General features: G+C 38.3%; 21 protein-coding genes and 1 riboswitch. Of the genes, 2 read left to right on the forward strand and 19 right to left on the reverse strand.

Translation table 11 applies throughout. From position 1 onward, the window contains the following. Nucleotides 1-2 precede the first annotated feature (2 nt). From ACHCNF_RS06690 to ACHCNF_RS06770, 17 genes are all read right to left on the reverse strand, one after another. Nucleotides 3-680 (reverse strand): TadE/TadG family type IV pilus assembly protein, encoded by a 678-nt coding sequence (locus tag ACHCNF_RS06690; RefSeq protein WP_408072007.1) that lies wholly within the window; start codon nt 678-680, stop codon nt 3-5. A 58-nt stretch (nt 681-738) separates the two neighbouring features. Further along, the gene (locus ACHCNF_RS06695) at nt 739-963 is read right to left on the reverse strand and encodes a Flp1 family type IVb pilin (protein WP_408072008.1); all 225 of its coding nucleotides are present in this window, start codon (nt 961-963) and stop codon (nt 739-741) included. A gap of 68 nt (nt 964-1,031) precedes the next feature. Then, nucleotides 1,032-1,901, reverse strand: coding sequence for a type II secretion system F family protein (locus ACHCNF_RS06700; RefSeq protein ID WP_408072009.1), 870 nt, complete (start codon nt 1,899-1,901; stop codon nt 1,032-1,034). A gap of 12 nt (nt 1,902-1,913) precedes the next feature. Then, nucleotides 1,914-2,792: a type II secretion system F family protein gene (locus ACHCNF_RS06705; RefSeq protein WP_408072010.1), complete on the reverse strand. Its 879-nt coding sequence runs from the start codon at nt 2,790-2,792 to the stop codon at nt 1,914-1,916. 13 nt (nt 2,793-2,805) lie between these two features. Then, nucleotides 2,806-4,044, reverse strand: a complete 1,239-nt coding sequence (locus ACHCNF_RS06710; RefSeq protein ID WP_408072011.1) for a TadA family conjugal transfer-associated ATPase — start codon at nt 4,042-4,044, stop codon at nt 2,806-2,808. Between the two features lie 15 nt (nt 4,045-4,059). Continuing rightward, nucleotides 4,060-5,379 carry a WG repeat-containing protein gene (locus ACHCNF_RS06715; RefSeq protein ID WP_408072012.1) on the reverse strand — a complete coding sequence of 440 codons (1,320 nt, stop codon included), beginning with the start codon at nt 5,377-5,379 and terminating at the stop codon, nt 4,060-4,062. Between the two features lie 13 nt (nt 5,380-5,392). Then, nucleotides 5,393-6,142, reverse strand: a complete 750-nt coding sequence (locus ACHCNF_RS06720) for a prepilin peptidase (protein WP_408072013.1) — start codon at nt 6,140-6,142, stop codon at nt 5,393-5,395. 27 nt (nt 6,143-6,169) lie between these two features. Further along, nucleotides 6,170-7,918: a DUF6382 domain-containing protein gene (locus tag ACHCNF_RS06725; RefSeq protein ID WP_408072014.1), complete on the reverse strand. Its 1,749-nt coding sequence runs from the start codon at nt 7,916-7,918 to the stop codon at nt 6,170-6,172. A 26-nt stretch (nt 7,919-7,944) separates the two neighbouring features. Further along, nucleotides 7,945-9,000, reverse strand: a complete 1,056-nt coding sequence (locus ACHCNF_RS06730) for an AAA family ATPase (protein WP_408072015.1) — start codon at nt 8,998-9,000, stop codon at nt 7,945-7,947. Further along, complete coding sequence (locus ACHCNF_RS06735) at nt 8,997-9,467, reverse strand: hypothetical protein (protein ID WP_408072016.1); 471 nt, start codon at nt 9,465-9,467, stop codon at nt 8,997-8,999. Before ACHCNF_RS06735 ends, ACHCNF_RS06730 begins: the two co-directional genes overlap by 4 nt. A gap of 5 nt (nt 9,468-9,472) precedes the next feature. Next, entirely contained in the window at nt 9,473-11,179 is a 1,707-nt protein-coding gene (locus tag ACHCNF_RS06740; protein WP_408072017.1) for a serine/threonine protein kinase, read from the reverse strand. Between the two features lie 17 nt (nt 11,180-11,196). Next, nucleotides 11,197-12,000: a PP2C family protein-serine/threonine phosphatase gene (locus ACHCNF_RS06745; protein WP_408072018.1), complete on the reverse strand. Its 804-nt coding sequence runs from the start codon at nt 11,998-12,000 to the stop codon at nt 11,197-11,199. A 9-nt stretch (nt 12,001-12,009) separates the two neighbouring features. After that, nucleotides 12,010-16,359: an Ig-like domain-containing protein gene (locus ACHCNF_RS06750; protein WP_408072019.1), complete on the reverse strand. Its 4,350-nt coding sequence runs from the start codon at nt 16,357-16,359 to the stop codon at nt 12,010-12,012. A 10-nt stretch (nt 16,360-16,369) separates the two neighbouring features. Then, nucleotides 16,370-17,110, reverse strand: a complete 741-nt coding sequence (locus ACHCNF_RS06755; protein ID WP_408072020.1) for a hypothetical protein — start codon at nt 17,108-17,110, stop codon at nt 16,370-16,372. Between the two features lie 8 nt (nt 17,111-17,118). After that, on the reverse strand, nt 17,119-17,940 hold the full coding sequence (locus ACHCNF_RS06760; RefSeq protein ID WP_408072021.1) for a hypothetical protein: 822 nt from the start codon (nt 17,938-17,940) through the stop codon (nt 17,119-17,121). Between the two features lie 134 nt (nt 17,941-18,074). Continuing rightward, nucleotides 18,075-18,161: riboswitch (cyclic di-GMP riboswitch) on the reverse strand. Between the two features lie 155 nt (nt 18,162-18,316). Beyond that, nucleotides 18,317-20,629, reverse strand: coding sequence for a putative bifunctional diguanylate cyclase/phosphodiesterase (locus tag ACHCNF_RS06765; RefSeq protein WP_408072022.1), 2,313 nt, complete (start codon nt 20,627-20,629; stop codon nt 18,317-18,319). Between the two features lie 207 nt (nt 20,630-20,836). Then, nucleotides 20,837-21,922, reverse strand: coding sequence for a MetQ/NlpA family ABC transporter substrate-binding protein (locus ACHCNF_RS06770; protein WP_408072023.1), 1,086 nt, complete (start codon nt 21,920-21,922; stop codon nt 20,837-20,839). A 745-nt stretch (nt 21,923-22,667) separates the two neighbouring features. Between ACHCNF_RS06770 and ACHCNF_RS06775 the strand changes: the two genes are divergently transcribed. Together ACHCNF_RS06775 and ACHCNF_RS06780 are read left to right on the forward strand one after the other, a co-directional pair. After that, on the forward strand, nt 22,668-23,540 hold the full coding sequence (locus ACHCNF_RS06775; RefSeq protein WP_408072024.1) for a WG repeat-containing protein: 873 nt from the start codon (nt 22,668-22,670) through the stop codon (nt 23,538-23,540). Between the two features lie 37 nt (nt 23,541-23,577). Next, nucleotides 23,578-24,474: a hypothetical protein gene (locus ACHCNF_RS06780; protein ID WP_408072025.1), complete on the forward strand. Its 897-nt coding sequence runs from the start codon at nt 23,578-23,580 to the stop codon at nt 24,472-24,474. 668 nt (nt 24,475-25,142) lie between these two features. On the opposite strand, the gene ACHCNF_RS06785 is transcribed toward ACHCNF_RS06780, so the two are convergent. Continuing rightward, nucleotides 25,143-25,295, reverse strand: coding sequence for a hypothetical protein (locus tag ACHCNF_RS06785; RefSeq protein ID WP_408072026.1), 153 nt, complete (start codon nt 25,293-25,295; stop codon nt 25,143-25,145). A 68-nt stretch (nt 25,296-25,363) separates the two neighbouring features. Then, nucleotides 25,364-25,516, reverse strand: a complete 153-nt coding sequence (locus tag ACHCNF_RS06790) for a hypothetical protein (RefSeq protein WP_408072027.1) — start codon at nt 25,514-25,516, stop codon at nt 25,364-25,366. Nucleotides 25,517-26,595: the final 1,079 nt, after the last annotated feature.

The raw sequence follows: 26,595 nt of genomic DNA on the forward strand, positions 1-26,595 counted from the left end.
TATTATTCCTCACCCTCTATATCTGAAGATAAAAATTCAGTTATATTATTGACGAGCACTGACCACTCCTCAATTGCCGTATTATATGCCGGCTTATGCTCAAGAAAATCTATTGTCATATCAACATTTCTTATAAATTCAGATTGATCCGTAACCGGTGCTTCTTCTCTTGCACTCATTTGCAAAACCCAAGGGTTATCATCAAAAATCATTTTGATTGGAAATGCTAATGTATATTCAACTTCTACTATATAAGTATGATAAAGAACCGAACGGTTTACATCATGCTTATGTACAATAATATTATCCGGCGTTGTTCCGCCAAATAATCCTATTTTTGATATTCTAGTTTTTAAGTCATCCACCTCATTGTTGTCAGCATATCTTCCGTGTTTGAAAAGATATCTATACAAATGATTAGTCAAATCTGCTCCAGCTTTTGTTTTTACCTTATAGCCATCTGCTTCTATGCTTTCAATCAGCGGATTTGAAAAATAGTTAGCATATATTATTGCTTCCTTCGAAACCTCACTGTGTATTCTTGCTTTCAACATAAACATGTTTCCAGCGAAAATCAAAAAAGCAACTATGAAAAACATTATGGGAAAAACAAAAGAAGATTCCATTATGATATATCCTCTATCGTCTTTTATCTTATTTAGTAATTTTGTTGTTTTCATAACAGCTCCATTCTTTTTTAGAGGGCAGCATCTAAGCTGCCCTCACACATTACAACAATCAGCCTACTGGTGTTGTCATAGCATCTGTAGCTTTGCCCTCGATGTTTCCAAGTAATGTCTTAAGAATCCTACCGATTTCTTCCTTGAAAAATGTTGCTAACATTACAGCAATACCAATCATAACAACCATAGTTACGATGTTTACTTCACCGTTTTCCTCTCTAAATACCTTGTTAAGAGCTCTCTTAACAGCAAATTCTGCGTCTAAAACCAAATAATTCATGTTTTTCTCCTCTCTTATTAGTCATTAGTTATTTATCATTAATCCCTGTCCGGATCAGGGAATATGACCTAAAACATATTTGCAAAAATCGGAACCACAATCATAATAATGATTCCTATAAACATTATAAAAACAGGGATTATCAACTTATTTGCAGCTTTTTCACCTTTTCTTTTAACAAGCTGCTTCTTTTGTTCCCAAACCTCCGCACTCTGTTCACGAAGATTTTTTGAAAGTTCTTTATTACCTTTCTGAATTCCCTGTATAATTGTTGAAGCAAATTTCTTTGCTTCTGGAATGACACATCTCAATCCAAAATCTGTATATGCCTGTGTCTCACCTATACCATTGTTAAGATCATCTACAACTTTTTGCATCTCAAGATAAAACTCGTCATTGCTTGCATATGCAACCTCTGTCCACGCATCCCTTAGTATCATTCCAGCATTTGTCAAAAGCGCTAGATTAGATACTACCTCCGCATAGTCAGTAATTAGTTCTTCTGATCTTTTATCTATCTTAACTTTTGGAAGTGTTACAAAATATGCACCAATTCCAAAAGCAAGCATCATCATCGAAAAAATATTTGCAACACTACCAGTATATGTTCCAAAAAAGATCGCAAATACGATGATAGAATATACTATAGTAATAGTCTGAGAATAGATAACTCTTATGTAATACTCTATATATCTCTCTGTATACATTATTCCCAAGTAGTTCTTAAGCTTTTTATCCCATTTAAATTTATATGGATAATGAATCAACTCTAAAAATGCATATCCCATTCCATATAAGTCTTTTAGCGGATATTCTTTTTCATCTAATCCTTCGAAAAGATTCTGATACTTTTTGGCTCTAGAATACAAAAGCATCCAAACTGCAAATGCTAAAGCCGATATAGCAAACATAATATAATCTGATACAGCTAAAAACATCTTGAATACTCCTTATATCTTTATTTCCATAATCACTCTGCCAACTTTAAAAGCTATACCGTACAAAACAAGTGAGACGGTTGTAGCAATGACACCTGCAGCAGTAGAGAAATTAGCACCAAATTCTGGACTCATTCCCTTGAACATTGCCACCATAGCTACAGGCATTATCATCATTACATAAAGCTCAGATTTAGTTGATGTAATAACTGTTTCTATTTCTTCAGCAATTTCAAATTTATCTTTCATGATTGTATTTGTATTCATGATGATTTCTTTTATATTTCCACCCTTTCTATAGGAAATTCGGAAAATACTTGCAAACATTACGATATCCTTTACACCACTTCTTCTTCCAAAATCATATAAGAGTGCTTCTATATCCTGGTTATTCCTAATTCCCGAAATGATAACCTTTAACTCATTATTGATGAATTCATCAGGGTCATACTGAAGAAGCATATCCTGAGCAACGGCCTCAAAACTATCATTTACGTTTTTTCCTGCTCCCAAAGAAGTTGATAAACTTTCAAGCATATCTCTGAATTGTCGCTTCAGCATTCTTTGTCTTTTGTTTATTATCTGCTGAACTCTTATCGGTAAAAATACTAATCCAGTAAGCGTTCCAACAAAGGCAGAAATAATAGTATTGCATACGTAGGTAAGAACAGTAGGTTCGTGGAACTCATTTTGAAAAAGTCCGCCATAAAACAAATATCCGCAATAGCCTCCAATAATGAAAGCAGCAAGAAAATACAGTATTTTTTCAATCTTGCTCATATAATAAACTTTATAATTCAAAGTTCTTATATTGGTTCTCGATGTATAGTACTGCGGTTCTAATTCCTTATCATCTTTCTTACCAAAAATTCCTAATATATCTAAAGTCATTTCTTTACCTCAATTAAAAATCCTCATAGATTCCTGCCAGTCTGAGTTTGAAATCATTCATAAGAGGATTACTTGTTCTCTTAAGAGATCCTGATACCTTTTCCATTGTGCTATTCTCATCTTCTTCAAAAACATACAACGGATTAAGCTTAATCTCTCCATTTTCATAGCCCACAACTTCCGTAATCTCCATAGTTTTTCTAGAATGATCTCTGAGTCGTGAAAGATGAATTATTACATCTATCGCTGATGCTATCTGCTGTCTTACTGCTTCTAGCGGAAGTCCTTCAGCCCCCTGAAGTACCATGGTCTCAAGACGTGAAAGCATATCCTTTGTAGAGTTCGCATGACCTGTTGAAAGTGATCCATCATGACCTGTATTCATGGCCTGGAGCATATCTAAAGCCTCCGCGCCTCGAACCTCACCGACTATTATTCTCTCAGGTCTCATTCGAAGTGAAGACTTAATAAGATCTCTGATTGAAATCTGACCTACACCGGTTGAGTTAGAGTTTCTGGTCTCAAGACTTACAAGGTTTTCAACTCCTGTAATTTGAAGCTCTGCAGAATCCTCAATGGTGATGATTCGCTCACCCTTTGGTATATAGTTTGATAACGCATTCAAAAACGTGGTCTTACCCGAACCGGTACCACCGCAAATAAATACGTTATATTTTGCCTTTATAAGTTTTTCCAAAACATCTGCTATATCCTGAGTTATTGAACCATACTTTATAAGCTGCTCAATTGTCATAGGTGTCTTTGAAAACTTACGAATAGTTACTATAGCTCCTGTTCTAGATATGGGAGGCAGTACCACATTAACACGAGAACCATCCGGTAGTCTGGTATCAACAATAGGATTTGCCTGGTTTACTTCTCGTCCAGCCATACCAACTATCTTCTGAACTATATCTTCAAGTCTTCTCTCGTTTTCAAAAGTCTGATCAAGTTTTTGAAGTTTACCGGATTTCTCGATAAAGATGTCATCCGGTCCATTTATCATGACCTCAGTAATAGCATCATCAGACATAATGGTATCAAGAATCCCAAATCCTCTTATAGAAGAATAAATCTGCTGAACAATTAGTGCTCGCTGTTCCAAAGGAATATATATATCTTCAATCTGTTTTTCTATGAGTGCCTCGACAGCATCTTCCAACTCAGAGTCAGTCATAGCATTCAAATTGAAATTATTGTAAATATAAAGTTTTGTCTCCTTTATAAATTCCTGCATTTCGTTGTTAGTCATCGCATGCTTCCTTTATTAATAATTAAACTCAACAAATTTGATTAAATTCCATTCAGTTGAATTTTCTTCTATAACAAAACCACAACCATTTGAATTTAGTGCTTTTGCATCAACAAAAGTAGGTTCTATAGCCCATTTATCATCACTGTTAATGAATCCCCATGAACCGCCTGATTTTACAGGAGCAAGTCCATTAGCAAAGGAAAATGCATCTTCGTATTTGGGTTTGATAATATAATTACCATTTGTATCAACAAATCCCCATTTTCCATCTTTCTTTACTGCTGCGAAAGTTCCGTCTACAAAACCCTTTACATCTTCGTATACACCTGAACCAACTTTCTGCATTGTAGGGTCAAGCATTATATAACCCTTATTGGTATGTGCAAAAACATATCCGCCAGAAGCAACAGCCCCTACTTCATTAACATAAAAACTATCATATGCTTCTGTTAGTTTTGTTCCATCAGGTGATATTATGTACCACTTACCGCCTTCCATGACAGCAGCAACTCCATTTGCAAAAGGCACACCATCCTCAAATGGTCCTAAAAGTTGTATACCGTCTGCTGCAGAATAGTAGTAAAACTTATTGTCAATCCAAACCGGTATTATATCCCCATATATTTTTCCGAGGCGTTCTGTGTCTGCTCCCTCCGGAAGATTAAATCTTCGATCTCCATTAAGGTCAATATAATAGCTCTCTCCTTTTGAATCAGTAACAGCCAAATGTCTTCCATCAGTAGGTGCCATATTACTATAAATATGATTCAAAACCACATCACCTTTTTGGGAGATAAGACCATACTCACCATCTTCACAAAATACCGCATAACCACCTACAAAATCTGATACAGAATCATATCTATTTTTATCAATTTTGTACTTATATTTGACAGAGATTATATCTTTTTCTATTTTTTCAGAAACAATGTTTCTTCTAGTAACGATGTCATATATTTCAAAGCACTTTGAATACTTTTCTTCTTTTATATAATGCTCTATAAGATATTCATAACCTGCAGGTTCATCAGGAAACTTTTCCGTAATATCCTCACACCATTTCTCAATTTTGGTAGGATTATCCTCTTCTATAAGCATCTCAGCAATCTCGCAATAAAGATTTAAGGAATCATCCAAATCAAGAGCTTTGTCGTATTCTTCCTTTGAAGTTGCATAAATCTTTTCTTCCCTATATTTCCTTGCAGACTCAATATAATCATCATACGTACGTGATTCCTCTTTCGCTGCTTTTACTCTTCCGAAAATACAGAAAATAAGTATTGCTCCCATTACAATAGGTGCAAGCTTTTTGTAGTCATTACTTCCTTTCATTACCTATTACTCCTTAAAGGCCTGTTAAAAAAATTCCAAGATAAGTACCTACTGCAAGAAAAGGAGCAAAAGCCATTGCGTCTTTTCTACTTTTCTTCTTGCTTACCAGATAGTAAACACCTGCGAAAAAGGCAACCATAAGTGAAAGCATTCCGGATGCTGTAAATCCGTCAATTCCCTGGAATAAAGCCATAAGCATCATCAGCTTAAGATCTCCCATTCCAACGCTTCCCTTCATGAAGAGCAAACATAAAAGAACTATTACTACTACTGTCAAAATACCAACAGCATCAGAAATCAATATGCTTACTACATCACTTTTGAAAACGCTTATTTCACCAATTAAAGCAATTGCTCTCAGTACTAATCCTACTTTTATAAGATCATTAGGAATAAGGTTGTACTTCTTATCTGTAATAGCTGCAACCTCAACAATTCCTACAAGTCCCAATCTCATAATGAACTCAATTATTGGTGTTTCCTTGTAAACAAACATAAGTACCACAGAAAGCATAATATTGAGAACAGTGATAACTGCACCAAAGATATACTTTTGCTTATTTGTAAAAGATTTATCTACCAATTCAGCATTAGCAGAATCAACACTTTCACTATCATCTGAGTTTTCACTAGATTCCTCTGTATCTTTAGTGTCTGCTTTCATTTTTTTGAACATCTTTTTTAACTCATAATCTGCCAAAAAAGCGCAAAACAAACTCCAAGCAACAGCAAATCCTGCTCCTGCGATTATTCTTGTAACCATATTTAGCTCCATTCTATGCGGGTTTTATTAGAGTCTGTACTCAAAGAACTCGTCTGCCAAAGTAACGGTATCAAAATCCTTAAGAGGTGTAGGTACCTGACTCTGAATCTGCTCGCCATTTACATAGGTATGGTTGAGTGAGTTGTTATCGATGATGAAGTATTCATCGCCTCTCTTCACTATGTCAGCATGGCTTCTGCTGATGGCTGAATTGTCATTTACAAAGTAGTCGACGTAGGACTGCTCTTTACCGATTCTGAATACATCCTTGGAGATATCAATCTTCTGATTTGTTCTCTTTCTGATGAGATAAGGTCTTCTCATCTTCTCCATGGTGTTGTAGCCTTCAGCGAGAACGCTGGTCTCTCCTGCTGTTGTGGTTCCACCCAGAACTGTAGTCTCAGGTACTCTTGAGAGAACTGTGTTAATAGTAGTTGAGTTGTCCACATTGCGGGCTCCGTAAACAGGCTGCTGAACCTGACTCTGACCTCCGTACATTTTCTGCTGCGGTGAAGGTACCGGATTCTGAGCTGCGTATGCAGGTTTAGCAAGCTGCATAACAGGCTGTGATACATATGTGGGCTGAGCCTGAGGCTGTACTGCATTCTGAGGCATCTGCTGATAGCCACCCTGCATGTACTGGCCGGGAGCTGTCTGCATAGCAGACTGTTTAGCCTGAGGATTAAGCATGCTTGCGTAGGCTGCTGTATCCTGCTTGATGGCAGCTCCTGCCGGCTTAGGAGGAATGGGAAGGCTTCCCTTTTCCTGAACACCGGGTATTACAATTCCATCAGGAGTAACCACGTCCTTGGATTTCTTCTTCGATGACTTTGCCTTCTTTTCCTTCTTAGGTGCTGTAGCTTCAGCTTCTACAGCTGTATCCTTTTTCTTCTTTGATCCAAACAATGAGAATTTCTTTTTCTTTCCTGCATCCTTAGCGGGCTGAACAGGCTGTGCTCCTGAAGGCATTCCGGGTATGGCAAATGGCTGATTCATCTGCATGTTCTGTGCAGGCTGCATACCCTGCATATTCTGAGGCGCAGCCATTCCATTATTAAATGAAGGTGCGTTCAATGACGCATTTACTCCTCCATAGGAAGGCTGTGAACCTGCAGCAAATGAGTTGCCCATAGCTCCCTGTATATTGAAGGAAGCACCTGTCTGCATCTGACGACTATCCATAGCGCCGTTATCCATAGGAGCAGCATTTACTTTCTTTGATACTGGTTTTCCAAGCATCAGGTCGATATATTCCTTGAGCTCAGCAGGTGCAAACCCACCGGGTCTGTTAAGGAAGTTTATAAGCTCTGCTACATACTCCCCGTCATTTTGATCAAACTCTGTTTCAGTTATCAGGTTTTTCACAAGTGTTGAGAGCTCAAGCTCTTTGTTCTCTTTCAGCAAAGGACAATAGAGCATCTCAACCTCAAGTGTTCCTACGTTTACATATATCTCCGACTTATCTGTTATGAGCTGATTTTTATCCATCATATAATCTGTGAGAATATCAACAGCTCCAACTATGTTTCTTACAACTGTAAGGAATCTCTTTTTATCAACCTTCCCCATGAAAAACTGTTTAAGTGAAATCTTGGATGAAACGTTGTATCTGAGAGCCCTCTTGTCATTCATTCTGGAATAAGCAAGGCTTGCAAGTCCCTTTATCTGATTGTTTCTGAGCATTCCTATTGCCACAGTGTCAAGGGCTTCGTTTTCCTCTATCTCACATACTCTGTATGTCTCAAAACCTTCGGTCTCTGTTTTAAATGAAATCATACCTTTGTCTCCTCATATCTTATGTATTATGCTAACTGTTGGAATACTCCAAGCTCAGAAACACGCTCAGACACTGCCCTTTCAGTCATGCCTTCGAATTTCGGAGCTGCACCCATTATCATAAATCTGTCCTCATCGCTCTCTGCAGGATTCAGATTGCCATTGTAGAATACTCTTGTCTTAGGTCTGAATCTTGCATCCTTTTCCTCATCCCAGATTCCGATAACTGTGCTTATCTGATCAAGCTTCATCTCGCTGAGCTTGCTTCCGTCAGATACCAAAAGGATCATATCGGAATAATCACAGATAGCATATCCTGATTTATTGCAGGTGATGGAATCATCCATGATCACATAATCATATTCACCAAAAGAGCATATCTCTTCGATAAGTGTCTTCTTGTCAGCATCTGTGAGCTCTTCCATGTCGAAAATCGTCTTGCACTGGTTAAAGAAGAAAACACCTGTCTCATCCTTCTGAACTATGTTCTCAAGTCTGCTTATTATGTTGCTCTTCTTGCTCTTTAACATATAAATAACATCACTGAAGCTGCTCTCGCTCTCTGAATTAAAGAACAATGAAGTAGCAGGATTTTTCTCAAAGCTGATGTAAAGAACCTTCTTACCGTTTCTTGCATAGAATCTTGAGAGCGCTGTCGCAACTGTAGTAGCTCCGCTTCCACCGCTGGCTCCTGCCACGAGAATCACCTTGCAGGCGTTGCCCATTACATTCTTCTTGATGTAGTTGGTGCTGTCCTGATCTATACAGAAGCTTACGATTTTTTTGAAAAGTATCTCATGCTTCTGGTACTTGCAGATGGCGGATACGCCTTCAACCTTATCAATGTCGGCCTGTGATACCAGGTACATAGCATGCTGACCGTTGGGGATATCCTCAACCGGGATGATTCCCTCTCCGTACAGCACCATATCAAACCTTGCTGTAACACTTCTGTTCTCAAAAGCTTCCAATGAGCTGAAGGAATACAGATCCATGTTTTCCGCATACTTCTCACTGAATACTCTTGCAATTCTCTGTAGATACAAATTATCTTTATCTACTATTGCTACCTTAAATCTCATAACTCTCCTCCACTTCCTTGTTCGTTTAATGCAGTGATAACTACGTCTTTTTCAACTATGAAAATAGCAGAAGCCAAACTTTTGTTAACAATATTCTGTATTACAAAACTGTCCTGATAATTCACAGTATTAACTATCTCCGGTTTTTCTTCCGGTACATACAGCTTTAAGGATGGGGCCTTTGTCTCGCCTGTTATCTGTCCTGAGAGTGCACTCCATGTAATTACCGGAGCCACCTTATCAAAGTTCTCAGTCTGATGTAATCCATCGCGCTCAGCATCTGCCCTTAGTTTGGCAACCGCTCTTCCTGAACCAATCCCTGTCAGCACTCTTATGGAATTGCTTATATTGAGCTTGTGCCACAATATAACGGATATGATCATTAGTACAATCGATGTGACCATTAAAATGACAGACAGCTGATTATACTGATTTATATTTTCTATTAGTGTTTTTGCATCTGTCATTTGTATTACCCTTTGCCAACTTCCTTATAAGCTTTGTTGACAGTATCCTTTGCTCTGTCTATTTCTCCCGTTAAAGCTGCGATCATGTCAGATATTCTCTCTGCCTTCGCATCCTCTGTCTGCATAATGTATTTTTCGAGGTTCTCTTCGATAAGCTTTATCTGTGCTTCCATATCCGGAATTTCCACGCCTGCCTTTATGAAGTCAATAGAGTGTGTATTTATCTGCCCTATCATTTCCTTATATATCATCAGGGCGGTTGTGGTATTATCCATCTCTGCGATATTGCCCTCAGTAATGGCCTTGAGGTCTTCCCAGTATCCGGCGTAATTGGCTTTAAGGTCTCCCTTTTTATTCACACGTCCAAGGTCTGAATAGTACTGAGCTATCTTACTAAGTCTCTCAGCTCTTGTTACCTTGCTCTCATCCAGGTTGTCTGAGGCAGCTGCTATTCCAAGCCATTTTACAGACATGGATTTATTGCCCTCTTCATCATAGTCATAGTAGTAGGCCAGTCCTATCTGATAAGCAACTTCATCATAGTCAGCCTTGTTCTCTTCCAGAATATCTTCAAAATTTCTGTTTTTGTCATATGGTGTTATCAGTATAGACCTTAGTTCCTGATCCTCTTCCGGTGAAAAGTTGTCATCTGCAAGATATACGTTATTAATCAGTTTTATATAAGCATCTCCCGCGCCCGGATTTAATACTATTGCTTCCTGATAGCTTCCTACCTGCTGCGAAGCATCCGCAAGTGTGTCAGCATCCACCAGATATTTTTCATATGAAGTAGTCTCTATCTTCTCTGCTTTTGTATTGGTATAAACAGCTCCGCCTGCACTTGCAATTGCCAGAGATGCTGTAAGTCCAAAAGCAGCAAGTTTTTTTGCTTCTTTTTTTCTATATGAATTATCAAGCTCTTTATAATGCTCGAGGTCATATAAGACTTCCGCACAGGAATTGTATCTATCATCCGGATTATTCCTCAGACACTTGGCTATTATTTTCTCAAGACCTCTGGATAACTGAGGATTTATCGACCGTATGGGATAGAATTCAAAAGGTGGCTCGCAGGGATTCATACCTGTAACCAGATGATACAAAGTAGATCCCAGGCAATATATATCTGTTCTCTGGTCTGTCTGGCCATATCCACCAAACTGTTCAGGTGCGGCATATCCTCTGGTTCCGAGATATGTGGTATCTGCTATATTACGCTCTTTAAAAGTTCTGGCTGTTCCAAAGTCAATGAGTGTAATTGTTCCGTCAGGCCTTAGCATTATATTATCCGGCTTCAAGTCCCTATATATTATGGGAGGCTTTCTGGTATGAAGGTATCCAAGCACATCACACAACTGTTTAGCCCACTCAATAACGTATTCCTGCGACAACACTCCATAGGTAGCAAGCGCTTTTCCAAGAGTGTTTCCTTCTATGTAATCCATTACGATGAGAATACTGTCTTCCTCATCAATAATATCCACTATACTTGGCAAATACGGATGTGAGAGACTTTTTAACATTTCCGTCTCGACTATAAGGCTCTGTTTTACTACCTGATAGTTGGAGACTCCACTTTTTCTTACCTCTTTTATGGCCCATTGTTTACCGGCTCTCTCATTAAGCGCGAGGTAAACAACACTCATTCCACCCTGCCCTATCTTGTGCAGGATTCTGTACTTCCCATCAACGAGGCTTCCAATTTCTATCATTTATCTAAAAACTCCATTTACGCTACTCTGCAATTAATTAGAACAACTGAAATATTGTCGGTCTCACCACGCCCCTTAACTATGTTTATCATTGTTCCAGCGTTATAATCCAGTTTTTCACTCTGTCTTGAATACATCAAAAGTTCTTCGACGCTCAGCTCTCTCCACAAACCGTCAGAGCATAGAATATAGGATGTATCATCATTTATCTGTCCCATTACAAAATCGGGTCTGACCTGCTCAGAAGCTCCGATACACTGCAGCAGAACGCTTTTGTGATTACTTGTCTTGGCATCAGCCTCAGTAAGCTGTCCTCTGTCTATCTGCTGCTGGATCAAACTATGATCATGTGTGAGGAGCCTTATACTTTGCCCGTTTGTTTCGTATAGCCTGCTATCACCGATCCACATGGCTATGTATTTGTCCTCTATGATCAACTGAGAGATATTGGTAGTTCCAAGCATGATACCGTTTCTGTTGCCATATTCAGCTATTTCTTTATTCATTGATGCTACCAGGCAGCTCCAGCTATACTGCACTCCTGCCCATATACGGTCATCATCTTCCGAACTGTCAAGCTGAGTTGTAACAGCTCTTTGTGAGAGTATTTCCGGTAGCTCTTCATTGAACCATTTTTCCATTCTTCTGATAAAAGCTGTGCTGGCAAGCTCTCCACATGAGAGCCCTCCCATGCCGTCACAAATTACTGCAAGGCTTATTCTTCTGCCATCTTGCATTCGGGCTACCTTAAGGAGACATGAGTCCTGATTTATCTCCTTAGTCGTCCCGGTGTCTGTCTGAATCGAAGTGAAAATATTCATTTCTTACCTTTACTTAAATTTCTTTTTCTTTTTCAAAAATTCCCAGGCTGCATATCCACCAACAACCACAGCTGTGGATCCACCTGCTATAGGAAGAACAGGTACCCCGGTCTTTCTATCAATCGGAGCCTTTTTCTGTTCATCATCTGTAGTTTCTTCTCTCTTGGCTGCAAGAACTGCCTGCTTCTCTTCCTCTTCTTCCTTCACCTGAACAGCATTCATAGCGATAATGATGTTATCGAATTCCTCTACACTCTCATTACCTGCTACATCAGTTGATACTATCTTGATATCTCTGCTCTTATCATCTGAGAGAAGCTCAACCTGCTCAGCAAATCCGTCCTTCTCAAGCTGGTCACCTGTATATTCATGCAAGAGCTTGCCTCCATCATAGATAGCAGCTCCGGTTACTCCCATGTTATCTGTAGTACTGAATGATATCAGATGTGTCTCCTCTTCATAGATTCCGTCGTTCTCAAGTCCTGAAACAGCTATTCCGGGTTCTGTCATATCGACAGCAAACTCGATTTCCTTATCCTTGACTACATTATCCTGCTCATTTGTAGCTGCATCCTTGGAGGCAATAACAACTGAATATTTTCCGTCCTTATTAAAGTTTTTGGACTTTACTGTATATGTAAAGGACTTCCAGAGCTTGTCATTCTCCATTTTTGAAACTGTATAGTCACTTCCTGACTTAAGCTCTCTGATATCACCATCACGGCCTACGCTTACATTTTTCCATTCAAGTTCATCAATATTGACCTCTGTGATAGACACAACCGGAGGTTTGTTGGTGTAGTAGTCGGCTATTGCTGCAGCAGTAGCATCATCAATGTAGTAAACAGATCCAAATCTATTGACAGAGAACATTATCTCTTCATCAGCTTCATTACCTGCAAGATCAAATACATTGGCTGTGATCACATAGACATCATCATATTTCTTGTCATGCGGGAAATCAGCCATCTCTGACTTGTATCCATCTGCTATTTTGGTAAGTGTGGCAGATGCTGTTACATCTCCATTATTTTTACCTACTGTGGTAATCTTGGATTTCTGTGTATCAACGTTTTTATCCACATAGGTCACAACAGGTGCAACTACTCCATTATTAGCTGATTTATCTGCAACACCGCTGATTGTTACCTTCGGAACAGTTGTATCTATAACGAATACTTCAGAGGACACTTTTTCGGATTCGTTTCCGGCAAGGTCCTTACAGGAGATACTAAATCCGTATCTGCCATCCTCATTAAAGCTGATACTCGCTGTATGTGTCTTGTTTCCTCCTGAGAAAGAAGTCATCTGCGGAAGATTATCAATCTGCCCATCTGTAAGCGGTACTATTGAAACTGTACTGTCATCAAATGACATCTCATCAATCTCAATTGTTGCTGTACGTTTATCCTTGTAATACATAGTATTTACAGCTGAGTTATTATCAAAACTGATCTTAATCTTAGGCTCTGTCCTGTCTATGTAAAACTCCTCAGATTCATATGTCTCTGAAACGTTACCTGCCTTATCAACACAGGATATTCTAAATTTATATTTTCCATCCTCTGTGAAGCGGATTGTTGACGTGTAATCATTGCCTGCGCCTGACCAGTTTCCAAACTGAGGTGTATTACCTGATGCAGTCATATCAAGATCAACCTTATTTTCATCAAAGGTGTAGTCCCTAATAACAACTGTTGCTACTCTTTCTGCATTATAGTAAGACTCGTTGAACGCCTTGTTGTTATCAAATGAAACTGTAACAACCTTGGGCGGTGTCTTATCAAGTATGAACTTACCGGCTTCTTCGCTCTTACTATGTCCGCATTTATCAGTTGCAGAAGCTGACACTGTGTAAGTACCTTCGACAGAAACCGGATATGTAGCAGTATAAACATCTCCGTTTCTGCTAAAGTCCGCATTGGTAAGTGTTATACTCCTATCATTTCCATCAGGGTCAGTACCTTTTATCTGTACGTTTAGTCCGTCATCTGTAATATTGGCTTCCTTAACAGTTACCACTACATCAACGTCTTTGTTTGTATAAGACTCTGCTCCCTTTGCGGAATCAACTTTTCCGGAGGGGGATGAGTATTGTATTGAAACATCAGGTACTTCCGTATCTATGACTACCTTAGCAGTTTCTTTGGTCTCTAAATTATTAACAATATCTTTTGATTCAATGTAGTATTCATATTTTCCATCTGAATCAAATTTCAAATTGTAACTATACGCATCTCTGCCTTCTATTTTCTTAGCCTTGCCAATTGAGGGCTTTAATCCTCCTGTAGAAACTGTTTTAACACTCTCCACATCCAAATGCTTGTCAGTAACTATGAGTTCTCTTGAAAGCTTCCTGTCGAAATATAAAGTACCATCACTTTCTTTCAGGTTTTCACTTTTCTCATCCTCATATTCTATGACCGGCTTTTTCTTATCAATCTCATAATCAACTTTATCTACTGAAGTATTCTCCACTTTTTCAACAGGATACTCTGCTGTATTTCCAGCAGCATCCTCCAGTTTGATTGTCTTTATTTTGTATGTTGATTCCTGATTCTCATCACATTTAACCGGAATCTGAGCGGTGAATTTACCATTTAATTCTGAGTCAACAGGAGTCTCATCCTCAGACTGTCCATCAACCTCGTAAGAGTAATACATTTTAGATAACCCTGATCCATTGGTTCCATCGTCAACCTCACTCAGTTCCAGATTAAGGACCAAAGTATCGTCATTTGTTACAACCTTACCCTCGGCTACGCCTACCTGATAGGATACGTTTTTATCATCCTGCTCTGCATCATTTAACTTTATTACATAGTTCTCGCCATTTGCAGTAAAATAAACCCGGAACTTGCCTTTAGGACTTTCATTGTCAACCTTTACAGGTATTATCATCGTATTTGTCAGAGTTCCAAAAAAGTTATATGTAAACTGATATAATTCATTCAGGCTATCCTTAGTTGATACAGAGAACTCGGCCTTGACTTCTTTTACAAAGCCCAATAAGCTTACATTTCTAGATTCGATTTTTACATCTGTTATTTCCTGGTTACTATTAAAAAGCTTAGGAGCTTGAACCCCTCCATAAGTGTAATATGTAATTATTACATCAATATTGTTATCTCCATAGAGTGATGCAGAATACCATCCGTCATGAGGAACAGAATTATTATTGTAATCTTCAGAATTTATTGACCAACCATTGTTGTTTGTCAGCTCATAATTAGACCTTTGCGTCCACTGACTATCAATATATATATCCTTTTTCAAAGAATATTTTTCACTCTGTTTCCCAACTTTATCAGTTGTATAAATACCATTTATGTGATATTCCCCATCCTCCTGAAAATAGCAGCAATAATTTCCATCTGCACAGGGCTCTGCCTTTATAGGGGTTTTATCTGATTCTGAATCCCCCATAGTATATGTTACATAGTATTCTCCACTTAAATCTGACTTGTATTCGTAATTTGCACTACAAGCTTCCTGATCATATGCTGAAGGCTTAAATAAAAACTTAACACCTTTGTCTGCCAGAATTGCATCTCCCGTATTGGATATCTCTCCGTCACTTGATAAAGAGTTCTCACCTGCCTCAACATTGGTTATAACGGGGGCTTTGTCGTCTGTATAATAGTCGATTGTCAATTCTATTTTATTCAGAACAAGGCTGTTACTTCCGACAGAAATCTCCACTGTATTCCTGCCTTTTATAAACATATCATCCACTTCTATTTTTTGAGAAAGACCCGATGTTCTAGTTTCATTATTTCCTTTAATAGTTACACTATTCTTATCTTCCTGATCATTCGAAATCACTTCAATTGAATATTTATGATGCTGATATGCCATATAATCAACTTTGACAGCATTTGCGTTATTGTCCGGGCTGTTGCTTGGATTATTATCCGGGCTGTCAGGCGAAAAATGATACGTACTATCACTGCCTTCTGAATCATGAATTATGATAGTATACTGTGCAATGGCAGGTTGTTGTCCATTGTTCTGCAACAATCTCGGTGCTAAAAGTAAAATGACATTTTCGTTATCCGGCACTGTATTCTCTTCAGAACTCGTATTACCATCACTAACCTCCCCGGCTTCATCCTGATTCTCAGAAGAATCAATCATCTCGTTATTAAAAACTATTTTTTCCTCTGCCTTTTCATTTTCATCTATATTCTCATTAACATTTTCGTCTTTATTTTCTTCTGCTGATGTTTGTTCTTCAGTCTCAACATTGCCATCTGATACTGCTATATCCTCTGACGCATTTGCGTGGTTTATAGGTAATGCCGTAACAGTCAGCGCCAATGCCATAAGTATTGCAGTTGTATTCTTAAAATATTTCATCTTCATTTCCTCAATTACTCCATGTGTATATATAGTAAGATCTGGTCATTTCCTGTTTTGAAAACTTATCTTTGTATGTAATCACAATTTCATTTCTTGTCTCCATAGAAGCAGAATCTATCCAGGAATTGTTTCCATAGAATTTTCTGATAAACGGCTCATCTGAAAGAACAAGTCTTTTATTATTCTTAACTATCACAGACTTCTCTTCTGAAGTGTCAGATATAGAAGGGTCATATTTAAAGTATCTATGCTCTATTTTCTTGATTTTGTAACCTTTAGTAGCCTTTACAACAAGTTTGCCCTTTATTTTTTTTGAAATATTATCATACTCATGATCAAGTTTTTTGCCATTAAATTTCACATACTCAATCGGTGATTCATCAGTAACATTAACTTTTACAGCTTTTTTTACCCTCTTGCCATCAGCTCCGGTATAAATATACTTAATTTTATATATTCCGGGTTTATGTGAACAAAACTGAATGGTATACCATTTCCCACCATTTGCTGTATATGTCTCTGTTTTAAATAATTTCACCCAAAACTTTTTGCTGTTACTGCAGATATCAGAGATACTTTCTTCGGTGCTACCAACTCCAAGCCTTATTGATCCTACTTCACCAGTAGCAACTGTTGCCTTTTTGTGAAAATACGTGTAGGGCGTTTCCGCATGCGATATTTTCTTTCCCCCGCATAAAACTAAAATAATAGCGACTATGTACAATATTTTTTTATATTCAAATTTCATATCAACACCTATTTTGTCCTTGATTCCAACACTATGTAATTTGTCCTTTTTATCCCTCTATTGTCCAGATAGTCTAAATATACATAAGTGTAAGCAAACAATGAGTTATTATATTGCACCGACTTATAGCTAGACTGTATATTATAGCTAAAAAATCCATAGCCTTCTGACAATCTAAGCATACTTCCGTTCTCAAATTCCTCTGAAAAATATCTAAGATCATAAGCAGTTCCGCCATCTCTTAATTGTCTTTCTGTCTTAACTGATCTCCAAAGGCTCATACCCAATAATTTGTATCCCTTTTTCATTTTTACTGTTAAAGGAGCTTCTTTATTAATAAATACTACTTGTCTTGTATAAGCATTCTTCATACATTTCTTCAAAATGTTTTTTCGACCAAGTTTTATGCTTTTGAAGCCTTTAAAAGTGTCCTTCGTCGAGCACACTATCACAGTAGCTGATTCCGTAGATAAGAATTTCCCATCGTCATCAACTATGTCAAAACACAGTTCATATGTACCCTTTTTTTTGGAAAATAATTGAATAGTTTCCATATTACTTCCAGTGCCATAATTTTTATTATGATCAGCTATCTTAGCTTTGAGGGATTTGCTACTGGTCCTGGCATTGCTCAGATGTTTACAGTTGCTATCCATTTGTACATTAAAATTGTAACCAACCTCTGTGAATTTCTTATTGATCAGTTCCAATTCGGCCACTTTGTCATACTCAATGCTTGCTTTCGCAGTTATGGAACCTGCTGAAGATAACATCAGCAGCATAAAAGACAGGAAGATAAACTTCCCAATGTGACACAAAACTCTTCTCATGACTCTCCTCCAACAAACAGTTTTCAACTATCGAAGTTTGGGCAATAGAAAAGTTTTTAATCAGACAGTACATAGGAAAGCAATTTCCTATGGCATAAAAAAAGACTGCAGAGTAAGCGGAATAATCCACCATTATCTGCAGTCAAACCATCTTTACATATAACATAGAAAGATTTACAACTTTGCGTCCATACATCACTGTATGTTTGCCCCAAAATGATTCCCTCATTAATATTGAATAACGCGAGCTCCCTCATGCGAATATCCAATAGTTAATTATCATCCTTCGATTGTAACCCCTCAACATATGCAATTATACATGATTTTCAGATAATTGCAACTATCTATGTTACAAATGTAATTAAACGTAATTTACTTAACCCAGTATTTTTTCGAATTCCTCTGCCCTTACGGGTTTTCCATAATAGTATCCCTGAAGCTCAGTTACACCCATATTCTTCATGTTTTCAGCTTCTTCCTCATTCTCAATTCCCACAGCTGTTACTGCAATGCCAAGGTTTTCCGCAAAGGACAAAATAGATTTCACAAGAATCTTGGTTCCGGTATCGTTTACAGACTTCGAAATAAGTGACTTTGACAATTTAATGCCGTTAAAGCCGCAATCCTGAACAAAGGACAGATTTATATCGCCGCCTCCAAAATCATTAAGCGATAAAAGGTATCCTTCTTCATGCAGTTTTATCATAGCGTTTTTAGCAGAGCTTGAAGCGCCCATAATTACTGCATTTGTAACATCCAATGTGACCATGGAAGGCAGAAAATCCTGTTCTTTTGTTACTTTGCTCAGGGCAATTTCAAAGTCAGTATTTATAAGCTGAAGAGGTGACATGTTAATTGTGATTGAAATGGTTTTCTGGTACTTAACATTCCACTCTGCCATTTGGCGCACTGCGGTTTTTATAATCCAAACTCCCAATTCGCCCATGATTCCGCTTTCTTCTGCAGCCGAGATTATTTCCTTCGGGGATACTTCTTCAAGTTCCCCTTTAAAATGAACAAACACCTCTGCTCCAACTATTTTGCCTGTTTCAACATTTATCTGCGGTTGATAATACAGGACAAAGTCTCTCTCGGGCTTTGCGATGCGAAGCCTTTTCTCTATAGCAGCTCTCATGGAAATAATCTGAATCAGGTTGGAATTGAAAAACTTATAGCCATCCTTATTCCCACTATTTTTCACATAATACATGGCTGCGTCCGCATATTGAAGGAGTTCCTCCATAACGGAAGAATCCTGCGGATATACAGAAATACCAATACTGGCAGAGAGATTGAATACATAATCATCATATTTTACAGGAGTAATGAAAAGTTTCCTGATCTTCTCTGCAGCAGAATCAAGGTAGTGAGTGTCTTCCTGCAATCTCTTGATAATAAGGAATTCATCTCCGCCAATCCTGAAGCTCACATATTCATCCGGAAGCTCCCTCATCCTATTGCCAAATTCCTCCAGTACCTTATCTCCCATCTCATGACCATAGGTATCATTAACAGGTTTGAAGTTATTTAAATCAATTACAAAAAATGCATATCTTCTGCCGGATTCATGAGTCTTTTCCTGAAGCTCGGCCATATATTTTCCAGCGTACCATCTGTTGTACAACCCCGTCAGCATATCAGTTGACGATAAAAGCTCGAGTTTTTTATTTGTTTCAACTAAATCCTTGGTCTGCTCCTGAACTTTTTCCTCAAGAAGTGCGTTCTGCCTCTTTTCATGCTCAAGAAGCTCATCCACAAGGCTATCTGATCTCTGAATATATGTCATTATCATGTAAGCCATAATAACTATGACAGTATAAGTCACTTCAGTACCTGTCATGTACCCTGTAACAAACATTATTGTCGCAACTATTGTACATATGAGCGCAAGTAGGAAACGCATTCTCGTAGATTTTGAATCATATGACCAGCTTCTGAATTCAAAATAGTATTTTCTGTGTACCTGTATGACTATGCCCATTGTCATTATTATGATCAATGCCATGTAGATCAGATCAAGATAATAGTCATCCGGAGATCCGCCAATAGTTTTGGCGAAAATGTATTGAATATCCATTATCTCGTATGTGAACATAGCCATCGTAGTAAGCAATGTCCCTTTTCGAATATTCTCAGGTCCAATCAGGTAAAAGGTCTGAAAACTCATCATAATAACATAGAAAGCCGCAAAAAACAGAGTATGATAAATGGCTTCCTCCAGCCTATGATTAGAGATACCTGTACTGGTAAGAATCTTATGCAAAAACATGAAACCGATAATTGACACAACAAAGCTGTTGGACAAAAGATGTGCCATATCACGTTTTTTATCCTTCAACTTATATATAAGAAAGGTTGTTTCATTAATGGCAAAAAACAGGCTGGGAGTAATATAGATAGTTTCAATGATCTTCGAATATGGTGCAAGACTAATAACATGGTGATCAATAAATCTGAAAATGTAATAGACGTCAATCGCCATGAAGCCCAATGCCATGCAGGCTGTAGAGAATTTATGCGGGCCAAGATATTTAAGCTCAGACACCAAAATAATAATCACCAGCGTTGTAGTTACCGGTGCGCAAAATTCGAGTCCAATTTTGTTATCCAATATTGTAAATACCGCAGTCAGTAGATAAAACAGTCCTGCTGCCAATATGAAAATTTTCTTGGTCATACTCATACTCATAGTAATAACCCCACATATGCCAGGCACAGAATCATAATACCATGGGCACTTTCTCTACTTATCATCTTAACATATATAAATCGACGAAAAGATAATCTTTTTATAAACTATCAGTTAACATAAAAAGAAGCTGTGAAAAATGATTTTTCTCATTTTCCACAGCTTTTTGTCAAATTGCTGTTTTAAAAAGTTTTCATTCGATTTTCATTACTGAGCATCTGTGAATGATGGAATAACAGCTCCCTTGTAGGTCTCCTCAATGTAAGCCTTAACTTCATCAGACTGAAGTGCATTCACAAGAGCCTTGATCTTGTCTGAATCCTGAGTACCATCCTTAACTACAAGGAAGTTTGTTCTCTTAAGTGTGGTCTCATCGTCAAACTCTTCGATATCAAGTGCAGGATGTGTTTCAGGAAGCTTAGCTTCAAGCGCATAGTTACCGTTTATGGTTGCTGCATCAAGATCAGGAAGTGATAAAGGAAGTGAAGCAGCTTCAAGAGGTGTGATCACATATCCATGAGGATTAGCCTCTGTGTCCTTTGTAAGTGAATCCTCTGTGTAGTTTGCGTCTGTACCATAGTCACCCTTGGAAGCAAGAAGTCCCTTCTGAACAAGGAGGTCAATTCCTCTCTCAGCGTTGTCGGGATCATTGGGGATACCGATTGAAGCGCCGTCCGGAATCTCATCAAGTGATGTGTACTTCTCAGAATAGATACCCATGGGCTCGATGTGTACACCTGCAGCTGCTGTAAGGTGCAGACCTGCGTCCTCATTCTGCTGGTTCATATATCCAAGTGTCTGGAAGTAGTTGGCATCAAGCTCACCTTCTTCAAGTGATGTGTTGGGAAGTACGTAGTCGTTAAATACTACTGTCTCAAGTTCCCATCCGTTCTTTGCAAGAACATCCTTAACGATGTTATCAAGGATCTCTGCATGAGGAACAGGTGTAGCGCCGACAGTTATCTTGTTATCTCCATCAGCAGGAGCAACTATCTCTGCGCCGTCTTCTGTAGCTGTTGCATCTGTGCTGTCAGCATCTTCTGTATTCTCAGCCTCTGTGCTATCTGCTGCATCTTCTGTTGTTTCAGCGCTGTCTGCCTCTGCTGAATTATCAGCCTCTGCGCTATCTGCTGCATCTTCTGTTGTTTCAGCGCTGTTTGCATCTTCTGTTGCTGCAGTCTCCGTTGAAGTGCCGTTAGCTGAATCAGCGCTACCGTTTGCTCCGCATCCTGTAAGTGCACCGAATGTAAGAACTGTTGAAAGTATAATGCTTGTTATTGCTTTCTTTTTCATAACTTTTATCCTCCTCTGAATACTGACCCGTTTAGAGATTGCCGCTTTTTGTGCTTGCCGTTTTTAAATGATTTGCAATACTGCTTTATGAAGCGTTATCTCTAAAAGGCATTTTCAATATGTGTTATGATATACCACTTTTCATGTAATCGCAAATTAAAAAGACGGTTTTTCGCATAAGAAAAAGTTATCGGTCGCGAAAAAAATAAAACCATATGCAACATTTGGCAGGTTTGGGTTGTTTATATATATAGAAGGGTGCTAGAATTTTCAACGGTTGTGAAATAGAGAACAGGGTATAGATTTGAAGAGATGACACTTAATTTCTATTTTTGAATGCGGAAAGCATGTGGTTTTTGTTTTGAACTCAGAAAACAGGTGGTTTTTGTTTTGAATCTCAGAAAACAGGTGATTTTTGTTTTAAACTCAGAAAGCAGGTAGTTTTTGTTTTGAATCTCAGAAAACAGGTGGTTTTTGTTTTGAACTAGGAAAGCAGGTAGTTTTTGTTTTGAATCTCAGAAAACAGGTGATTTTTGTTTTAAACTCAGAAAGCAGGTAGTTTTTGTTTTGAATCTCAGGAAACAGGTGATTTTTGTTTTAAACTCAGAAAGCAGGTAGTTTTTGTTTTGAATCTCAGAAAACAGGTGATTTTTGTTTTGGACTCAGAAAGCAGGTAGTTTTTGTTTTGAATCTCAGAAAACAGGTGATTTTTGTTTTGGACTAGGAAAGCAGGTGGTTTATGTTTTTGAACAGGAAATTATTGATAGCTGCAGCTTGTATTATAGCTGCCATGGGTATAGGTGTAACCACTTATTGCTCAGGTTATGAGTATGGTGATCAGTATGCGCTTGATAGGCACGGAAATAAAATAGTCGATCAGGGATTTAAAGAAGTAGAAAGCAGTCTTTTTTTCCCTGAAAATATTCTTGAATACAAAATCAGTAACAGATGGCCTAAGTGGTCGCCTTTTTACCGGGAAAAGTGCGGACTTATTAACATCAAAACCGGAGAAGTAGGCGAGCCTAAATATAGAGATTATCTGCATTTTGGCTATGATGAACTTGCGTGGGATTATGAAGGTCACCTGGTCGATCCCGATGGCAACATCATTGTAGATCATATCGCAGCCTTAGGCGATGATCGTTTTCTGGATAACCCCCGAAAATTCGCCTTCTTTGCACTAGGAAACCGTCTAAAGGGACATCTTCTAAAAGGTGATTTTTTCTCCAATGGTGTTTTTGATATTCCACAAATTTTGCAGGATAGTGATCATCTTCAAGCCACAAACCACACTCTATATATCGGCAATTATGCAGCTAACGGGCTGGCAAGTTTCTACTCTGATAATCAGTTCGGGTACATGAATCTCGATGGAGAAATCGTTATTCCTGCTATTTTCGGGGATGTTAAGATGTTTGATGATAATGGTTTTGCTATTGTCTACTGCGGGATTTATTCCAGGGAATATCAAGGTTATGGCTTAATAAACGCCGATGGAGACTTCATTGTCGAGCCAAACTGCGAGTCTATGGAGTATTATGGTGACGGCTATAAATTCTATGATGAGCACCATGTCGGATATGTTGACAGCAAAGGAAATGTGACAATAGAGGACTGAGTAATAAAAAAGGAATATTTCGATAGAGGACGGAGTAATGAAAAAAGGGAATATTTCGATAGAGGACGGAGTAATGAAAAATAAAAGAGATTTGAATATTTTGTTTTATGGGCTGTTGATGACTGCACTTTTCCTTGTTGAAGTGATAGTGCCCTACAGGCAGGGGCTTGTAAGTATCTTCTTGTATGCTCTTACTCCTATGAAGTTTCTGCTATGCTTATATATGGTATGGCATTTGGGGCACAGAAATAAGATCGGGAATGATTTAGGGGAGCATGAGAATCTCCCAGAAGAGTTTGCGGATCACTTCGAGAAACATGAGAATCTCCCAGAAGAGCATGCGGATCACTTTGAGAAGCATGAGAATCGCTCAGAGGGGCATGCGGATCTCTTCGAGAAGCATGAGAATCTCTCAGAAGAGCATGCGGATCACTTCAAGGAGTATGAGAATCGCTCAGAGGGGCATGCGGATCACTTCAAGGAGTATGAGAATCGCTCAGAGGGGCATATGGAGCACTCAGAAGAACATCCCAATTTCCCCAAGGAGTATGATACCGGTGTAGCCAAATGCAGAAACATACTCTCAATTTTGTCAGTGGTACTCCTGGTTGATTTTTTGGTAAATATAGTTTTCACAATACCTTTCCCCGCTACTTATATAGAGCCTTCCTATATATTCTTTATCAGTATATCCATAGTAGAGTTTGTGCTGAATGCGCTGGTTTTCTACTATTATGCAGGCTCTTTCGTTTCGGGAATTGGAACCTCCAAAAGGTGGTTTTGGATAAATGCCGCCATCACTGTTATATTTTGCCTTTTGTTCCTCCTTACTTATAGTGAAAATGAAATATCAGACAGTTTTGCCGTTGTGCTATTCTTCCTATTCATAATCAGGGAGCCCATGAAGCTCAGGATTGCGCTCCTTAAAGCTTAATAATGGGCCCTGCTCGCTTTGCGGGGAACTGCGTTACTGCTGGTTTTCATCCTTTTCGCGAACTATTCTTTTTTGGGATGAATTCTCTTCTTTCCTTTTTCATACCTTTTTCTGGGATTTGTTTATTTGGATGAACTGTAAGCTTCTTCTGTTCATCCTTTTCTCATATTATTCCTTCTTTAGATGAATTATCGTCCCTTCGCGGGAACTGCGTTGCTGCTAGTTTTCATCCTTTTCGCGAACTATTCTTTTTTGGGATGAATTCTCTCCTTTCCTTTTTCATACCTTTTTCTGGGATTTGTTTATTTGGATGAACTGTAAGCTTCTTCTGTTCATCCTTTTTCCATATTATTCCTTCTTTGGATGAATTATCGTCCCTTCGCGGGAGCTGCGTAGCTTCTGGTTTTCATTATTCTCCCTTCGCGGGAGCTGCGTAGCTTCTGGTTTTCATTATTCTCCCTTCGCGGGAGCCAAGTTGCTGCTGGTTTTCATCCTTTTCGCGAACTATTCTTTTTTGGGATGAATTCTCTCCTTTCTTTTTTCATACCTTTTTCTGGGATTTGTTTATTTGGATGAACTGTAAGCTTCTTCTGTTCATCCTTTTCTCATATTATTCCTTCTTTGGATGAATTATCGTCCCTTCGCGGGAACTGCGTTGCTGCTAGTTTTCATCCTTTTCGCGAACTATTCTTTTTTGGGATGAATTCTCTTCTTTCCTTTTTCATACCTTTTTCTGGGATTTGATTATTTGGATGAACTGTAAGCTTCTTCTGTTCATCCTTTTTCCATATTATTCCTTCTTTGGATGAATTATCGTCCATTTGCGGGAGCTGCGTAGCTTCTGGTTTTCATTATCGTCCCTTCGCGGGAGCCAAGTTGCTTCTAGTTTTCATCCTTTTCGCGAACTATTCTTTTTTTGGATGAATTCTCTTCTTTCCTTTTTCATACCTTTTTCTGGGATTTGATTATTTGGATGAACTGTAAGCTTCTTCTGTTCATCCTTTTTCCATATTATTCCTTCTTTGGATGAATTATCGTCCATTTGCGGGAGCTGCGTAGCTTCTGGTTTTCATTATCGTCCCTTCGCGGGAGCCGAGTTGCTGCTGGTTTTCATCCTTTTCGCGAACTATTCTTTTTTGGGATGATTTCTCTTCTTTCCTTTTTCATACCTTTTTCTGGGATTTGTTTATTTGGATGAGCTGTAAACTTCTTCTGTTCATCCTTTTCTCATATTATTCCTTCTTTGGATGAATTATCGTCCCTTCGCGGGAGCCGAGTTGCTGCTGGTTTTCATCCTTTTCGCGAACTATTCTTTTTTGGGATGAATTCTCTCCTTTCCTTTTTCATACCTTTTTCTGGGATTTGTTTATTTGGATGAACTGTAAGCTTCTTCTGTTCATCCTTTTTCCATATTATTCCTTCTTTGGATGAATTATATCCATTCTCCCCTAGTCCTTTTTTGCAAAACATCTTCCAAAAGAAAAAAACATCAAAGCCATTACATATTATTACATATTTTTAATATTATTAAGTTTATATTTCACAGTTTCTAGAAGCACCCTCCTGCAAAAAAATTTTTTTCACACAATAATCAATTTTAGGTATTCAAAATCAAATAAAATCATCTTCATTATTCAAAAACCCAAAATATATTTTCATTATTCAAAACCCCAAAATCCATTTTCATTATTCAATCCAAAAAATCCACACAAATCACTCGTCAACAATCGCCCTATCGCCCGGTACGGCTCATTCCTTTACCTTGCAAAGACCAATTTATCCTTCCTTCGCCTTGCAGAAGAACAGTTTATCCTTCCTTCGCCTTGCAGAAGACCAATTTTATACTTCGCACAAAGCCGAGGTATTTAACCCCACTTGTGCATTAGTAAAATCTACTCTAAGAAAAGAGAGTGGATTTTACTTTTATAATTTTCGGTATTAAATGATAGCAGCACTAGGAGTGGATAAGCACACTATTTTAGTGTAAAATACTCTAGTGTATTTGTTTTTTATATTTCTCGACTATATTGCTTAACTATGATTTGTAATCTGCAAGGCGGAAGAAGGAGTCGATGAGCGTCCATCGACGACTGATGACAATGCAGTAGATTCAGATTATAG

The sequence above is a fragment of the Butyrivibrio sp. NATIVEDY162 genome (genome assembly GCF_045999815.1).
In the GTDB taxonomy this organism is placed as follows: Bacteria; Bacillota; Clostridia; order Lachnospirales; family Lachnospiraceae; genus Butyrivibrio.

Bases quoted from the DNA above. Each gene is read 5' to 3' on its own strand.
- ACHCNF_RS06710 (WP_408072011.1), bottom strand. From the start codon at position 4,044: ATGACTAACAACGAAATGCAGGAATTTATAAAGGAGACAAAACTTTAT.
- ACHCNF_RS06765 (WP_408072022.1), bottom strand. From the start codon at position 20,629: ATGAGTATGAGTATGACCAAGAAAATTTTCATATTGGCAGCAGGACTG.
- ACHCNF_RS06705 (WP_408072010.1), bottom strand. From the start codon at position 2,792: ATGACTTTAGATATATTAGGAATTTTTGGTAAGAAAGATGATAAGGAA.
- ACHCNF_RS06770 (WP_408072023.1), bottom strand. From the start codon at position 21,922: ATGAAAAAGAAAGCAATAACAAGCATTATACTTTCAACAGTTCTTACA.
- ACHCNF_RS06690 (WP_408072007.1), bottom strand. From the start codon at position 680: ATGAAAACAACAAAATTACTAAATAAGATAAAAGACGATAGAGGATAT.
- ACHCNF_RS06755 (WP_408072020.1), bottom strand. From the start codon at position 17,110: ATGAAATTTGAATATAAAAAAATATTGTACATAGTCGCTATTATTTTA.
- ACHCNF_RS06785 (WP_408072026.1), bottom strand. From the start codon at position 25,295: ATGGACGATAATTCATCCAAAGAAGGAATAATATGGAAAAAGGATGAA.
- ACHCNF_RS06760 (WP_408072021.1), bottom strand. From the start codon at position 17,940: ATGAGAAGAGTTTTGTGTCACATTGGGAAGTTTATCTTCCTGTCTTTT.
- ACHCNF_RS06780 (WP_408072025.1), top strand. From the start codon at position 23,578: ATGAAAAAAGGGAATATTTCGATAGAGGACGGAGTAATGAAAAATAAA.
- ACHCNF_RS06720 (WP_408072013.1), bottom strand. From the start codon at position 6,142: ATGGTTACAAGAATAATCGCAGGAGCAGGATTTGCTGTTGCTTGGAGT.
- ACHCNF_RS06715 (WP_408072012.1), bottom strand. From the start codon at position 5,379: ATGAAAGGAAGTAATGACTACAAAAAGCTTGCACCTATTGTAATGGGA.
- ACHCNF_RS06750 (WP_408072019.1), bottom strand. From the start codon at position 16,359: ATGAAATATTTTAAGAATACAACTGCAATACTTATGGCATTGGCGCTG.
- ACHCNF_RS06790 (WP_408072027.1), bottom strand. From the start codon at position 25,516: ATGGACGATAATTCATCCAAAGAAGGAATAATATGGAAAAAGGATGAA.
- ACHCNF_RS06700 (WP_408072009.1), bottom strand. From the start codon at position 1,901: ATGTTTTTAGCTGTATCAGATTATATTATGTTTGCTATATCGGCTTTA.
- ACHCNF_RS06730 (WP_408072015.1), bottom strand. From the start codon at position 9,000: ATGAGATTTAAGGTAGCAATAGTAGATAAAGATAATTTGTATCTACAG.
- ACHCNF_RS06735 (WP_408072016.1), bottom strand. From the start codon at position 9,467: ATGACAGATGCAAAAACACTAATAGAAAATATAAATCAGTATAATCAG.
- ACHCNF_RS06725 (WP_408072014.1), bottom strand. From the start codon at position 7,918: ATGATTTCATTTAAAACAGAGACCGAAGGTTTTGAGACATACAGAGTA.
- ACHCNF_RS06740 (WP_408072017.1), bottom strand. From the start codon at position 11,179: ATGATAGAAATTGGAAGCCTCGTTGATGGGAAGTACAGAATCCTGCAC.
- ACHCNF_RS06745 (WP_408072018.1), bottom strand. From the start codon at position 12,000: ATGAATATTTTCACTTCGATTCAGACAGACACCGGGACGACTAAGGAG.
- ACHCNF_RS06695 (WP_408072008.1), bottom strand. From the start codon at position 963: ATGAATTATTTGGTTTTAGACGCAGAATTTGCTGTTAAGAGAGCTCTT.